Origin of the sequence: Pseudoduganella buxea, from assembly GCF_009720835.1 — a bacterium.
GTDB classification, from domain to species: domain Bacteria; phylum Pseudomonadota; class Gammaproteobacteria; order Burkholderiales; family Burkholderiaceae_D; genus Rugamonas; species Rugamonas buxea.
Genome location: NZ_WNKZ01000005.1, coordinates 120,538 through 135,266, shown reverse-complemented (window position 1 = coordinate 135,266; position 14,729 = coordinate 120,538). Strand labels below are relative to the sequence as shown.

Annotated in this window: 13 protein-coding genes; 4 read left to right on the top strand and 9 right to left on the bottom strand. The window is 61.7% G+C overall.

What is annotated here, in order from left to right:
* Window positions 1-124: 124 nt before the first annotated feature.
* The 6 genes from GM672_RS03600 to GM672_RS03575 all read right to left on the bottom strand — a co-directional run bounded on the left by GM672_RS03600 (window position 125) and on the right by GM672_RS03575 (window position 6,905).
* Window positions 125-1,210: a hypothetical protein gene (locus GM672_RS03600; protein ID WP_155469146.1), complete on the bottom strand. Its 1,086-nt coding sequence runs from the start codon at window positions 1,208-1,210 to the stop codon at window positions 125-127.
* Window positions 1,207-3,960 (bottom strand): type VI secretion system Vgr family protein, encoded by a 2,754-nt coding sequence (locus GM672_RS03595; RefSeq protein WP_155469145.1) that lies wholly within the window; start codon window positions 3,958-3,960, stop codon window positions 1,207-1,209. Before GM672_RS03595 ends, GM672_RS03600 begins: the two co-directional genes overlap by 4 nt.
* Before the next feature lie 460 nt (window positions 3,961-4,420).
* On the bottom strand, window positions 4,421-5,293 hold the full coding sequence (locus tag GM672_RS03590; protein ID WP_155469144.1) for a hypothetical protein: 873 nt from the start codon (window positions 5,291-5,293) through the stop codon (window positions 4,421-4,423).
* Complete coding sequence (locus GM672_RS03585) at window positions 5,293-6,075, bottom strand: hypothetical protein (protein WP_155469143.1); 783 nt, start codon at window positions 6,073-6,075, stop codon at window positions 5,293-5,295. Before GM672_RS03585 ends, GM672_RS03590 begins: the two co-directional genes overlap by 1 nt.
* Entirely contained in the window at window positions 6,075-6,581 is a 507-nt protein-coding gene (locus GM672_RS03580) for a hypothetical protein (RefSeq protein WP_155469142.1), read from the bottom strand. Before GM672_RS03580 ends, GM672_RS03585 begins: the two co-directional genes overlap by 1 nt.
* Window positions 6,582-6,611: 30 nt before the next feature.
* Window positions 6,612-6,905, bottom strand: a complete 294-nt coding sequence (locus GM672_RS03575) for a J domain-containing protein (protein ID WP_155469141.1) — start codon at window positions 6,903-6,905, stop codon at window positions 6,612-6,614.
* A 132-nt stretch (window positions 6,906-7,037) separates the two neighbouring features.
* Between GM672_RS03575 and GM672_RS03570 the strand changes: the two genes are divergently transcribed.
* The 4 genes from GM672_RS03570 (at window position 7,038) to GM672_RS03555 (ending at window position 12,832) form a co-directional block, all read left to right on the top strand.
* Entirely contained in the window at window positions 7,038-8,798 is a 1,761-nt protein-coding gene (locus tag GM672_RS03570; RefSeq protein WP_155469140.1) for a glutamine--tRNA ligase/YqeY domain fusion protein, read from the top strand.
* A gap of 434 nt (window positions 8,799-9,232) precedes the next feature.
* Window positions 9,233-11,059, top strand: coding sequence for a sensor histidine kinase (locus tag GM672_RS03565; protein WP_155469139.1), 1,827 nt, complete (start codon window positions 9,233-9,235; stop codon window positions 11,057-11,059).
* Between the two features lie 101 nt (window positions 11,060-11,160).
* Window positions 11,161-11,910 carry a glycine-rich domain-containing protein gene (locus GM672_RS03560; protein WP_155469138.1) on the top strand — a complete coding sequence of 250 codons (750 nt, stop codon included), beginning with the start codon at window positions 11,161-11,163 and terminating at the stop codon, window positions 11,908-11,910.
* 211 nt (window positions 11,911-12,121) lie between these two features.
* Complete coding sequence (locus GM672_RS03555) at window positions 12,122-12,832, top strand: glycine-rich domain-containing protein (RefSeq protein ID WP_155469137.1); 711 nt, start codon at window positions 12,122-12,124, stop codon at window positions 12,830-12,832.
* Window positions 12,833-12,908: 76 nt separating this feature from the next.
* Here the strand turns inward: GM672_RS03555 and GM672_RS03550 are convergent, their stop codons facing one another.
* The 3 genes from GM672_RS03550 to GM672_RS03540 form a co-directional block, all read right to left on the bottom strand.
* Window positions 12,909-13,148, bottom strand: coding sequence for a hypothetical protein (locus GM672_RS03550; protein ID WP_155469136.1), 240 nt, complete (start codon window positions 13,146-13,148; stop codon window positions 12,909-12,911).
* 199 nt (window positions 13,149-13,347) lie between these two features.
* Complete coding sequence (locus GM672_RS03545; RefSeq protein ID WP_155469135.1) at window positions 13,348-13,725, bottom strand: hypothetical protein; 378 nt, start codon at window positions 13,723-13,725, stop codon at window positions 13,348-13,350.
* Between the two features lie 72 nt (window positions 13,726-13,797).
* The gene (locus GM672_RS03540) at window positions 13,798-14,718 is read right to left on the bottom strand and encodes an NAD-dependent epimerase/dehydratase family protein (RefSeq protein ID WP_155469134.1); all 921 of its coding nucleotides are present in this window, start codon (window positions 14,716-14,718) and stop codon (window positions 13,798-13,800) included.
* Window positions 14,719-14,729: the final 11 nt, after the last annotated feature.

Genomic DNA, 14,729 nt, shown 5'->3' with positions numbered 1-14,729 from the left:
GCCCTGTTCCAGCACCAGCTTGACTGCTTCGGCTCTGAACTCGGGCGTGTATGTTTTCAATTTCATGTGCTTGCCCCTTCCGACAATTTTATCAATCGGAAGTGTCCGAAAAAGTCAGGGTACCTCAGTCTCCGTTCTTCTCGGCTATGCGGGCTTCTTGTGACAAAAAAGTAATCCGCTCTTTATCCGCCGCAGCCGCAGCATCAGCAGCAGCTTGCTTCTTCGTATTTGGCCCTTCGGCTGGCGGTTTGTGCGGTTCCGGTTTGTCTTTGAGAGGCGTCGCTGACTTGGCTTCTGGTTTTGGCTTTGCCTTGCTGCTTCCCTGCGACACAGGTTTACTTCCGCTCTTGGGTGCGTCGTCAGCGGCATGGGCAAGCACATGACCTGCCGTATCCTTGACGCGTTGCTTGCCTGGTAGAGCCGCAGTGTTTTTGTTGGCTTGGACACCAGCGGCGACCGTATGAGCTTCCTTTGGCGCTGTCTGTGATAGTACCTTTGCAAGCCTGGAATCGAGTTCGACGAGCGCTTTTGGAACCTGTTCGAGCGCCTCCCTTTGCAAATCGTAGAACTTTTTCTCCCAATCGGCCAGCCTGGCAATTGTCGCCTTTACACTGTCGAAGTACCGCAGGCCTTCCAGGTGCAAACGCAGCGACTTGACGATGTCTATCAGCTTCCCGGTGAGTTTGTTCAACGCTTGCAGAAGGGGCTTTTGATACTTGGCAAAGCTCACGGCCCGCAAAAATTTCAGGATGTCTCCCTTGATAAACTTTTGCAGAAAGTGCACCAGCTCGACAAGCTTGGTGGCCTCCTTGATCAGCAGTAGCATTACTGCACGCAGCGCAGCGCCGAGTTCCGAGCCTGCGATGCCACCGACGATCGCGCCAACGCCCGCGGCTGCGGCGCCACCTGCCGCCATTGCGACCGGTAAGGCGATAACGATGAGGCATGCACACAGCAACACCCATTCCATCAGCTCCTTGCGTTTTTCGGGATGGTTGGCAAGTCGCAGGATGACGGCAACAGCATCGCGTGCACTCGTGACGATAACGACGCCTGGAATAAAACTGACGAGCATGTCAGCGATAACAGCCGATAGTGGCCGATTGTCGGCAAACTCGCCGAAAAATACGGCCTGGAGCCAATCCATGCTGCCGACAACCTTGCCCCACGCGTCTTCCAGGACGTTCTGCTGTGGCGCGCCCTTGCTCATGGCCGGCCTTTCGAAGCAATGATTCCTGGCGTCCAATTCAGCAGTTCGTGCACGTCGGCATCCATCTCCGTGCTGACAGTCGAGCTGGCCTGTAAAGGCTTGTAGTCATATTCGATCTTTGCGCCGATGCCCGGCGGTATTCCGCAAATCCGCGCGATGCCCGCCGCATCCAGGGTTCCCTTGCGAATACTGCCATCGCTCAGGATCGCTCTGTAAGCCGCTCCGGCCATTGGCTCGCCCCAGTCCGTGAGATGTCGGAACTCCAGATCGTTTTTCCCCAGCTCAGCCTTGGGTACATGCGGCATTACGTATGACTTGGTCTTGGGTCCTGGCATCTCATGCATCGAGGCTTGTGCCGTCCATTTCCCAGACGTGCCATTAGTGATACCGGACGCATTGATTTTTATGTACGAGCCGCCGGCTGAAATTGTGACTTCCTCTTTCGCATGAATTTCGATGCGTGATGTGGTCGACAGCAGTCGGACTACTTTCTCTGCGATGAGATCAAGGTCGTCACTTTGCGCCTGCACTTCAACCTTGCCTTTCGCGGCAAACAACTTGATTCCCGCGTTATAGGCAAAGAGACTGATTTTCTCGGCAACGCTTGCAAGCAGGCTTTTGCCCACGGCGATATCGGTGTCCTTCCCCGACGAAAGGGTCACCTCAGCCCCCGCATGAATATGGGTGGCTTTCGCGCATGCCAGGCCGATGCCCGCTGGGGAGGCTGCCAGCAACAGCGGCTCCTTGAACCGGTTGGCCGAGCCTTGCCCACCTCCTTCGTACGGCTCCTGCGCGGCGTCGATAAACTGGTTGAGGGCTTCCTGACCGGCAAGGGCCTCAGCCCCGGACTTCTGCGCCGTATCCGACAAGCTTTTGGCCAGCGTTGCTCCTGCCGTCAGCTGGCTTGTCGCCTCGGTGGCGTCGAGTTGTGTCCCTTGCGGTCCTGGGCGTCCATACGTGCTGAGATACAGCCCCTTATGCGTAACGATTGCGCCGTAGTCGTCGGTACTCAGCGCGAAGCCAGACCCGTAGAAGTCGCTCCGCTTATTGCCGGATTGCGTAACCAAGTAACCGAGGTTGAGTTGCGAGTGGGAACTTGTGCTGTAGAGTTGAAGCCTGTTTTGCTTGTTCGTATCGTCGAACACCACCTGGTTGAAACCGCTGCCTTTGAATTCCTTCGATTTGTAGCCCGACAGCGCCCCATCGGTGTGCCACACTGGGGTCTGCTCTTCGTTGTAAAGGCGGCCGGTAACGACCGGACGGTCAGCATCGCCATCCAGAAAAGTAACAATGACCTCCTGGCCGATACGCGGCACGTGGAGTCCGCCCCAACCTTGTCCGGCATTCGGGTAGCTGACACGCACCCAGCATGAAGCGCGCTCGTCCCCAGGGTTTTGCCTGTTCCACCGGAATTGAACCTTGACGCGGTTGAGATGGTCGGTATAAACCTCCTCGCCGGCCGGCCCCACTACCACGGCGGTTTGCGGATGCAGCGTGGGCTTATGATGTTCGAACGGGCTTCGAAACGGCACTGTGCGACGATGGACCTCCATCGCGTTCAAGCAGAACCCCGGGGTCCCACTGACTGTCAAAGCATCCATCGCCGCGGGCCTCAGGGCGCGACCTGTAGATGTCCTGAAGGCCTCCAGCTCGGTCCGCAGGCTGCCAGGAAAGTCTTTCGTGTTGGTGGAAATGGGCAAGTTATTTTCGATACACCATTCAATCGCGGTGATCACGAATTGCCGGTCTTCAGGCGGATCGGACTGATGAACAGGATGCTCTTCCAGGCCAAACCAGGCGCCCGCCGCCGCTGAGCGAACGCCTGAAATGGCGCGGAACCGTTTCATTCCGCATTCCCATTGTTCGACGCGGAGCCGCGCCCTCTTTTCGCCGCACTCCCTTGTCGGGTACGCATGCGCTCCTGCGTACTCGTAGACCTCCAGTTGACCGGGTAAATCCCCATGCTGGGGCATTACCGTAGTATTGACTTCCCTGACAATGCTTGGTGCCTTGTAATCATTGGTTCTGCTCGTGTACTGGCTCGCAGCGAGGTGACGATCTGCACTCCAGTGCACGATTTTGTTGAGCTCGTCTTCAGTGCCTGCGCCGTGGAAGCGAACTTCGTTATCTGGAATGGGTTTTAGTAAGTCAGTGCTGTCTGTGATGACCAGTACGTGACCACACCCGTCAGGATTTTGCTCATGGTAGCCGTACCACCCTTCCTCTTCCAGAAGGCGATTGGCGAAGTTCCAGTCCGTTTCGTACTGGGTGCAATAAGACCGGGACGATGCCGGCTCCCGCAAGTCAAAGCGGAAATTGCCCTGGGCTTGGGGATGTGCATTGAAAACCTCGCTCAGGATGTCGTCGGCGGTCTTGTCCTGCCAGATGCGGGCATCCTTGCGATATCGCAGAAAATCCAGCCATGGTGCAATCGACAGCTGGCAGTAGGTTATCTGGCCGTCACTGCCCAAGCGCCTTGCGGCAAATACGTAGCCGTGAATGGGCCGATAGCGTCGATCGCGTTGCCGTATCCACAGGGTCACCGGCTGTGCGATAAAGTGTTTAAGCTCGATATTGTTACGCACCGACAGACAGTCGATCTTGTACTCGTAGCTCCTGCCGAGTCGTTCTCGGCCCATAACGCGCTGCGGCAGCATGACATCTTCGCCGAGCGGCGTACTCAGCTTGAGAAGGCGATCCTGTTGTCCCAAAAATGCCTGGCTGGACAGAAAATTTTCGACATCGACCATTGGGCCACCTTAGTTTTAACCGAGGAAGTTGGGCGGATAGGAAAACGAAAACGTCCGGCAACTAATGCGCCGGAAATACGCGATCAGGTTCGGATTTTTATTTACGGATAGCAATTCAGCCGTCACCGGTAGTGGTGTACGGTAGGGGTAATCGCCTAGTACGGTCGTGAGGCGGATCAGAGGATGGAAGCTATTCAGTCAAGCGATGCAGTTCGCTTGATGATTCGCAGTTGACGTCGAGGTCGCGAAGAAGCAACCGGAGGTGCAGCTGCAGGATGGCTTGGCAGACCCATGCGTCGGAAGCGGATAGGCCAGCGTGCCCAAGTGAGCACGGACCTTGACTGGAGAGGTATCTGGGATGAAAAAACGGGGTCAGTCCCAAAGGGACAGACCCCATCGACGGTCGTGTCTACTCAAAAACGGGGTCAGTCCCAAAAGGACAGACCCCATTCAAGCCAACTCAGTCGTACTCGGCCTCGAGCTCCGACCCGGCATAGTTCTCCAGTTCGGCAAACAGCGTCTTCATGGCCGTGCGGCCGGGGATGTGTTGCAGGACCGTGCAGGTGCGGCGGTACAGGTCGATGCGGTGCAGCAGCACCGGGTGGTGCTGGGGCGGCACCGCGGCGACCAGGGCGGCCCAGCCTTCCTCGAAGTCGGGCTTGTTCTTGCGTACCTGCTTGACGAAGCTTTCGAACGACTTCTGGCCCGTGCGGGCGACGATGCGGCCACCGCCGCCGGCGGCGAAGATGATGGCCAGTGCGATGACGCCTTCCGCGTTCAGGTCGGTGTCCTTGATGGGACCCTCGCTGTTGTGGCGGCGCAGCCAGCCGGCCAGCCAGACGACGGCCTGGGCTTCCTGGCGCTGCTTCAATTGCTCCTGGTAGCGCGCCGGGCCGTCCCAGTTCTGGTTCGGGTCCGTCAGGCACAGGTCGAAGAAGATGTCGCGCAGGCGCCGCTGGCTGTAGACGGGGTCCTGGTCGTACTCGCCCACCAGGGTGTCCTCCGGCATGGCCGCCAGGTCCTTCAGCTGGCGGAAGCCCGCCTGGAAGGCCGCTTCCGCGCCGTTGTCGACCAGGTAGTCCAGCGCCTGCTCGTCGCTGTCCATCGTCAGCACCTGTTCCAGGCCCAGCGAGACGCCGCCCACCGTCAGGTTGACGGCCTTCTGGATTCCTTCGGACGTGCGGTTGTTGGTGAACTTCTCCGCCACCATGGCCGTGATGCCGGCCAGTTCGTCGGCCAGTACCACGGCCGCATCCGTGCGCGGATCGGTGGCCAGCAGCTTGATGGCGCGCGTCAGGCGCGGCAGGTTTTCCCTTACCAGTGCCGGCAGCATCAGCTGAAGATCCCCGTGCCCAGGCTGCGGCGGCCCGTGCGGCCGCTGGCGTTGCGGGTGCTCGGTACCTGCTTGCGCAGACGGTGCAGCAGCTCTTTCGTCGAGCGCTGCAGGAAGGCCGGTTCCTCGTCCGGGTCGTCGGAGAATTCGGCGTCGGCCAGGTCGGCGCTGTGGCGGAATTCCGGGAACAGCTCGAACAGGGCGCGGTCCCAGCCATCCTCGCTGGCCTGGGCCAGGGCCACGGCCAGCGGTGCGATATCGTTGTCCGACGACGTCTGCGCCGTGATGTACTGGCCCTTCGAGATGATCTCGCCGGCCAGCTCCAGCACTTCCTTCGGCGCCAGCGAGAACACGATGGCGAACGCCGTGCAGCCCCAGTCCGTGGCCGACGCTTCCTGCAGCAGCTCGCGGCGGCGCTCTTCGTCCTCGGTGCCGAACACGACGCCGTGGATGTGCGTAAACAGCGATTCGGCGATGCGCTCGGGATCGTCTTCCATCAGGTCTTCGTTCCACGTCGCGGCGATATAGGCCAGGCTGTCGGCCCAGGCCTTGGGCGGCACCAGCAGGGTGGCCAGCGACAGCTTGCCGCCGTCGAAGCCGGCCATGTGCAGGGCCGTCACGTGCGGTGGAATGCTTTGCAGCACTTCGGCCACGGCCAGGTCGCCATGCGCCTCGGCGGCGTCGGCAAAGGCCTGCTCGGCGTGGCTCAGGGAGCCGGCCAGCACCAGTTCAGTGACCTGCTTGCTGATGGCTGGCAGGTTCTTGTCGGCATTCTCGGACATCATTTCTCCCCTTCCTGGTCGAACATCTGGGCAAAATCGTCGCTGACGCCGCTGTCCTCGTCGTCGCCGTCGTCACCGTCGTCGCCTTCGGCCAGCTGGTCGAGCGAGACGTCGTCGTCGTCCCACAGGCGCGGGTGCTTGTGCAGGAACGCCGTGATGATGGCCTGGCGGCCCAGGTCCGGGTGGTTCTCTTCCAGCGCGGCGAACATCTCGGCGGCGACGCCGTCCGGGCAGGACGCGGCGGCGAACACGCGGGCCGGATCGCCGTATTCATAGTCGTCGGCATCGGCCAGGATGGTCTTCGGATCGGAAAACTCGATCACGTCCACCAGCGCGAAGGCCATCATGTTCAGGTCTTCGATGCCGCCGCCGGAAGCGTATTCGCTCATCAGGGCGTCCAGCATGCGCTGGTAGTTCTTGCGGTCGGGCGGATCGCCCAGGATGCCGTCGATCTGGGCGGCCAGCTCGCGCGACTGGTAGGCGAACTCGGGGTGTACTTTTCTCATTGCATCAAACTTTCTAGGGATATCGCAGTTTTACTCGGCGGGCAGCGTCACGCCGTGCAGGCCGAACACGGAGCGCCACAACTGGTAGGCCTCGCTTTCCGGATCGATGATGATGCGGTGGTTCAGGCTCTGGTTGTATTCCTCGCGCTTGACGGGGTCGGACAGCACCTCGTAGGCCTTGGCGATGGCCTGGAAACGTGCCGCCGCGCCCGGCGCGGGATTGCGGTCCGGGTGAAAGCGCATCGCCAGCGAGCGGTACACCTTCTTGATCTCCTCGTCCGAGGCGTTGGGCGCGACACCGAGCACGTTGTACAAATTGTCCATCAGGGAACTCCTGTGTCGTGTTCTTAAAGCGTGAAAGGCGAATTATCCTATAGAAAAGCGTGGCCTGTCCCGCCGCGCAATGCGGGGTACGGTAAAATGAGCGATATTCGACTCTTATCCCAGCCTTTTTTCATGAGCAACGACAAAAACGCCGCTTCCGCACCAGCCCCGAATTTTTTGCGCCATATCGTTGAACAAGATCTCGCCACCGGCGCCCACCAGCGCGAGGGCCTTCCATCCGTGATCACGCGTTTCCCGCCGGAGCCGAACGGCTACCTGCACGTGGGCCACGCGAAATCGATCTGCGTCAACTTCGGCATGGCCCGCGATTACGCCGGCCGCTGCCACCTGCGCTTCGATGACACGAATCCGGCCAAGGAAGAGCAGGAATACGTCGATTCCATCATCGACAGCGTCAAATGGCTGGGCTTCGACTGGGAACACAAGGGCCCGGAAGGTGCCGGCACACACCTGTACTACGCCAGCGACTACTTCGACCGGCTGTACGAGATGGCCGAGTACCTGATCACGGCCGGCTTTGCCTACGTGGACAGCCAGAGCGCCGAAGACATGGCGGCCAATCGCGGCAATTTCAATACGCCCGGCACCAATTCGCCGTTCCGCAACCGCCCCGCCGACGAATCGCTGCAACTGTTCCGCGACATGAAGGCCGGCAAGTTCAAGGACGGCGAACATATCCTGCGCGCCAAGATCAGCGAAGATGCGATGGCCTCGCCGAACATGAACCTGCGCGATCCGGCCATCTACCGCATCCGCCACGCCCATCACCACCGCACGGGCGACAAGTGGTGCATCTACCCGATGTACGACTACACGCACCCGATTTCGGACGCGCTGGAAAACATCACCCATTCCATCTGCACCTTGGAATTCCAGGATCACCGCCCGTTCTACGACTGGCTGCTGGCCACCCTGGCGGCCGGCGGCTTTTTCCAGCAGCCCGTGCCAAAGCAGTATGAATTCTCGCGCCTGAACCTGACGTATATCGTCACGTCCAAGCGCAAGCTGCGCCAGCTGGTGGAAGAGAACATCGTCGACGGCTGGGACGATCCGCGCCTGCCGACCCTGGTCGGCATGCGCCGCCGCGGCTTCACGCCGGAAGGCATCCAGCTGATGTGCGAGCGCACCGGCGTGACGAAGTCGGACGGCTGGATCGACTACGGCGTGCTGGAAGGGGCCGTGCGCGAGGACCTGGACCCGAAGGCGCCCCGCGCCATCGCCGTGCTGCGTCCGTTGAAACTGATCGTCGACAATTTCGACGCCAACGACAGCGTCGAATGCAGCTCGCCCGTCCACCCGCACCACCCGGAGCTGGGCAACCGCACGTTCCCGTTCACGCGCGAGCTGTGGATCGAGGAAGAAGACTTCATGGAAGTGCCGACCAAGGGCTATTTCCGCTTCTTCCCGCCCATCGATGGCCAGCCGGGCGCCAGGGTGCGCCTGAAGTATGGTTTCGTTGTCGAATGCACGGGCTACGACAAGGACGAAAACGGCAAGGTCACGGCCGTGCACGTCAATTATTTCCCGGACAGCAAATCGGGCACGGACGGCGCCAACAACTACAAGGTGAAGGGCAACATCACGTGGGTCAGCGCCGCCGCCGCGCTGGCCGCCGAAGTGCGCCTGTATGACCGCCTGTTTACGGAAGCCCAACCCGATTCGGGCGGCAAGGACTTCAAGGAATTCCTCAATCCGAACGCCAAGGAAGTCATCACGGCCTACCTGGAACCGGGCCTGAAGGATGCCCTGCCCGAGCAGCGCTTCCAGTTCGAGCGCCATGGGTATTTCGTGGCCGACCGGGTCGACTCGCAGCCGGGCAAACCCGTCTTCAATCGTATCGTGACATTGAAGGACAGCTGGGCAGCAAAATAAAGTTTTCACATATCCTTATGAAACCGCCGCAAGGCGGTTTTTTTTCGTCTTTGTATTGGACAAAGCGGCCCTGATAATGCTGTCATTGCGTGACAAGGGGCTTTTGTTTATGCTGGCGGCGCTTAATTCATAGGCTGGCGGAGGCGTCGCGGGAACCGCTTCCGGCCTGCATCACCATAGTGCGGACGATGTAAATTGTATGTCTTGCCGGACTTTTTACATAATGAAAGGAAATACCAGGAATATGCTCCATCCGATTATCATGGGTCGCAATATTATAGCCGGCTCCTCCTGATGAGAGATATCGGCACATATTATCTATGTGTCGTCTAGAATGAATAACTTATAGTTGTCTTCTTGCGACAATGCTTGACGGCGCTATCGAATCGTTCATATATTTGAGCGAGGACAAAACCTGAATTGGGGCTTTTATCATGCATGCGTTATTCCGTCCCATCGGGCACGTGCTGCCGTCCAATCCGCAATGGTGGCCCGGCCTCGTGCTGGCACTGGCTACCGGCATGCTGTTTTATGGCGCCGCCGCCCGGTCGATCGAAAACGATGCACGCCAGCGTTTCAGCAACCATGCCCGTACGGCCCAGTTCAGCATCAGTTCCAGGGTAAAGACTTATACCGACGTGCTGCGCGCGGCCGCCAGCTTCTTCCAGGCCGATAACGATGTCTCGCGCGACCGCTTCCACCGCTATGTGCGTGGGCTGGACCTGCGGCAGAACTTTCCCGCCATCGACAACATCAATTTCTCCCGTCACGTGCGCGACGAGGACCGCGCTGCCTTCGAGCTGGCCATGCATCACAGCGGCGCGCGGCTGGACGGCTACCCGGAGTTCGCCATCAAGCCGTCGTCGCGCCGGCCCACCTACGAAGTACTGACCCTGCTCGAACCGGTCGCCGGCTTCGCCGAAAAATATGGCGTCGACATCGGCGCCAAACCCCATGTGGCGGCCGTGCTGGCGCAGCTGCGCGACACGGGCGAGATGGGCTCGTCCGGCCAGCCGATCGGCATCATGTCGCGGCCGAAAGGGGCGGACCTGGGCATGCGCCTGCCCGTGTACCGCCGCGATGCGCCCTTGAGCACGGTCACGCAGCGCCGCGCCGCCTACATCGGCTCCGTCGGCATCGGCTTTTCCGTGCCGCGCCTGCTGCAGGGCGCGCTGGACGAAATGCCCGTGCCGAACGCGCGCCTGCAACTGTACGACGTGGGCCGCCGCGCGCCGGATGGCACCGGCACCGTCGGCGACACGCGCCAGCTGCTGTTCGACAGCATCGAGACGCCTGGCCTGGATAACGGCGAGTCGACCTTCCAGCACATGCTGCCGATCGACTTCAACGGCCGCGTGTGGACGGCTTATTTCAGTGCGCCCAAATCAGCGCTGTACTCGCGCTTCGACGCCTTCCTGCCGTGGCTGGCGGGCCTGGCCGGCGGCGTCAGCTGCCTGCTTCTGTATGCGCTGTTCCACACCCTGGCCTCGTCGCGCAAGCGCGCCATCAAGATCGCCCGGGCCATGACGCGCGAGCTGCGCGACAGTCAGGCCAAGCTGCAGCTGTCGCACCAGCGGCTGCGCCGGCTGGCGGCCCATGCGGACCAGATCAAGGAAGAGGAACGCAAGCGTATCGCCCGCGAGATCCATGACGACCTGGGCCAGAACCTGCTGGCGCTGCGCATCGAGGCCGACATCCTGGCCAGCCGCACGTCGAAGCGCCACCCGTACCTGCATGCCCGCGCCCGCCATACGCTGAACCAGATCGACAACACGATCCGCAGCGTGCGCCACATCATCAACGACCTGCGGCCGAACGTGCTGGACCTGGGCCTGAACGCCGCCGTCGAATGGCAGGTGGCGCAGTTCCGCAAGCGCTCCGGCATCTCGTGCGAACTGATCGAGCACGGCGGCGACATCGACATCGACGACCGCTGCGCCACGGCGTTCTTTCGCGTGCTGCAGGAGTCGCTCAGCAATATCTGCCAGCACGCCCGCGCCACCCAGGTGAAGGTGGAACTGCACCAGCAGCAGGGCCTGCTGCAGATGAGCATTACCGACAATGGTGTCGGCCTGCAGGCCACCAGCCGCTACAAGAGCGGCTCGTTCGGCCTGGTCGGCATCGAGGAACGCATCAACCTGCTGGGCGGTGCCTGCACCATCAGCAGCGTGCCCGAGGGCGGGACGAACATCACCGTGTCCGTGCCGATCTCGTTCAAGGGTGCCCTGATGCCGTATTTCGGCCAGTTTGCCGAACAATAAGAAGTTGTTGCAGGGAATTTTCTGTAGATCAATCAATGAAAATTGATGCCATATAACAATAGGCCAAGCTACGCTCACGTCAACCACGAAAGGAAACTATCATGCACGCAAGCGATTTCGCGGCAATAGCCGAGCTGGATCTGGAACCGATCAAGGTGAAATTGATGCATGAGGAATCCGGCGAAGGCTGGACCCTGGAACAGGCCAATGCGGTCGAGTTCGAGTACCGCCGCTTCCTGTACCTGATGAAGAAATTCCCCAACGAACAGACGGCGCCGCTGCAAGACGTCGACACCTTCTGGCATTACCATATCCTCGACACCTTGAAATACGCCGCCGACTGCGACAAGGTCTTCGGCTACTTCCTGCACCACTTCCCGTATATCGGCCTGCGCGGCGAAGCGGACGAAGCGGCGCACCACCGGGTCGGCGAGCGCATGAAGGAGTTGTACGAAACCACCTTCGATGAACCTTACCTGCGCGCCAGCCGCAGCGCCTTCTCGGGTGTGGCGGCGAACCAGCAGGCCTTCTCGGGCTCGGCTACGACGGCGGACAAGGTGGCGTTCTCGGGCTCGGCTACGACACAAGCCAAGGTGGCGTTCTCCGGCTCGGCCACCACACAAGCCAAGGTGGCGTTCTCCGGCTCGGCCACGGCACCGGCGAAAACGGCCTTCTCCCGTTCGGCAACGGCCCTGCCCTTCAAGACGGCATTCTCCGGTTCCGCCACCGGGAACGGCCGGGTGGCATTTTCAGGCTCGGCGACGGGCACGCCCGCGCGCACGGCATTCTCCGGCTCAGCCACCGGCGACAGCTTCTACGTCGACCGTCCCCGCCTGACCTCCTCGGCTTGACCCCGCTTGTACCGGAACCGCCACAGCGGTTCCGGTTTTTTTCTCCCCGCTTCCCGCTCTGCATCGGCCGTTTCCCTCGCGCACGTTACAAACTTGCAGATTGAAATCCTCCGCGACGGCACTATACTGGCTCTTCGTTGATGCGAATCAACTTCTTGTTCCGGCGCCGAACTCTCCAGGCGCCTGCCGCTATCGTCCCGAGGAAATCCAAATGACTTCATCCGCCCTTTGCAATGCCGTTGCCGCACTCGACCTGGACCCGATCAAGGTCAAACTGATGCATGTCCAGTCCGGCGAAGGCTGGAGCCTGGCCCGTGCCAACGCCGTCGAACTGGAATACCGCCGCTTCCTGCAACTGATGAAACAATTCCCCGAGGAGGAGACGGCGCCGCTGGTGGACGTCGACACCTTCTGGCATTACCACATCCTGGACACGATGAAATACGCGGTCGATTGCGACGCCGTGTTCGGGTACTTCCTGCATCATTTTCCGTATATCGGCCTGCGTGGCGAGGACGACGAGGCGGCGCACGAGCGGGTCGGCCAGCGCATGCGCGAACTGTATGAGGCCACGTTTGGCGAGCCCTACGGCATCGGCGCGGCCGGGAACGATGGGGCGGCCACGGCGTTTTCTGGCCGCGTCAGCGACACGACGGCATATTCGGGCCGCATCAGCAATGACACGGCGTACTCCGGCCGCGTCAGCGCAACGGCCTACTCGGGCCGCATCAGCGCCACGGCATATTCCGGCCGCATCAGCGCGGCCGGCGCGACTGCCCAGCTGACCGCCTACTCCGGGCGCGTTGCCGATGCCACCGCCTTCTCCGGGCGTATCGCCGACGCCACCGCCTATTCCGGCCGCGTCATGCAGGCCCCCACCGCGACGTCGCTGTACGCGGCGCGGCCGTGCCTGCCCGCCTGATCCGCAAGAAGCCAAGCAAAACGGCCGGCGCCTGGGAACCGGGGCCGGCCGTTTTTTATTGCAGGGGCGTGGGCCTTCAGTGGGCCATCAGCTCGCGCAGCTCGCGGATGCTGTAGTCGCTGATCTCGTGCATGCGGATCAGGATGGTGGCACCGATGGGCAGCGTGTTGTGGCGGATCTTGCTGATCACGGGCGGCGCCACTTCCAGGGCGCGCGACAACGCTGCGTCGTTCTTCAGCTGCAACTTGTTGATGATGGCGTCAAGGACGCGGTTCGGGTTATACGTCGGCGAGGACGTGACTTCTTTCAGGGACATGATCAATCTTACGTTAGCGGTCGCTCTTGCTTAAAAAGCGACACATGCGGACAAAATAATCGACGGTTGACGACCCGGTTTGCCGTCAAAGCGCTGCGAACGCCGGCAAACCCGGGCTCATCGCGCCGTTTTGTTGCTCTACAACAACTCTACGGCAAATTGAGTGAGAATGTGTGAGATTCTAACGCGTTTTGTTGTGCTAGGAAATCATCTGATCATTTTTTTTTGACAACACGTCCTGGCAAGGGGGCTGCAGGACGAGGGTGCACCATGCCAGCACGGTAAAGGCGGCCAGTTCGGCCAGGAAGGCCGGCACCAGCGGCATGAAGGCCGACCCGCGCGAGGTGGAACAGGAGATGGCGCAGGATACCGGGGGCGCAGCCGGCGATGGTGGCAGCGCGTGGCCGGCCGCATGCCAGTTCAGTAGCCGGCGGATTTCAGCCGGGGCCGGTGGCGGCTGCCGCGTCTGGCCGCGGCGCGTCATGTAGGCCCGCACCTCTTCCTTGCTGGGATGCGGATAAGGATTGCGGGGGTGGGAACCACCCTGCTTCGGGTCCGGATGCCGCTGTGCGTCCATACGCCCTCCTGGTCATGTCCGCCTACGTTAGTCGCAAGGGCAGTGCGCACGCTTGCGCCGTCTCAAAGGAACTTATCCGTGTGGAATTGTCGCCACGGCCGCGCGCAGGCCATCCGCCACCGTCGGATAACGCAGCCGCAGGCCCAATTCGCCCTTCAGGCGCGCGTTCGCCAGCCGCCGCGATTCCGACATATACGACAGCAGCACGGGCGAGACCACCTCGGCCAGCGCGGCCCGGGGCAGCCGGGGCGGCCGGGCCAGGCCGAAGGCGTCGGCCACGGCGTCGAAGTAGTCGGCCATGCGCAGATCGGTATCGTCCACGCTGTGGTAGATGCGGTTCGGGCGGCCCCGGTGCAAGGCCCGCAGCACGGCCGCGGCCAGGTCGTCGCCATGGATGTGGTTCGTGTAGACGTCGTCTTCCTGGCGCAGGGCCGGCGTGCCCAGGTGCAGCCGCTGCAACGGCAGTCGGTCGGCCGCATAGATGCCCGGCACGCGCAGGATCGCCAGCCGCCCGCCGGCGCGGCGGGCCCACGCCCGCAGCACCCGTTCCGCGTCGACCCGGCGCCGGGCCCGGGCATTCCTGGGCGCCACCGGCCGCGTTTCGTCCACCAGCGCGCCCTGCAGGTCGCCGTAGACACCGGTCGTGCTCACATAAACCAGCCGCGCTCCCTCGGGTAAAATGGCGGTCACATTGCGGGTGCGCCGGTCCAGCATGCCCTCGGCCTGCGGCGGTGCCAGGTGGACCACCGTGTGCGCCAGGCCCGTCAGGCGGCGCAAGGTGTCCGGCCGGTCCAGGTCGGCCAGGATGGGAACCGCACCCGCTGCGCGCAGTTCGGCCAGCCGCTCGGGCTGGCTGGTGACGGCGAACACGCGCCAGCGCGCGCGCAGCAGGGGCAACAGGCGCATGCCGATATCGCCGCAGCCGAGGATCAGCAGGCGCGGCCGGCCGGCCTTGGCGGGCTTGTCGAATTTATGCAGGGTAGGATTATTCATCAAAGGATTGT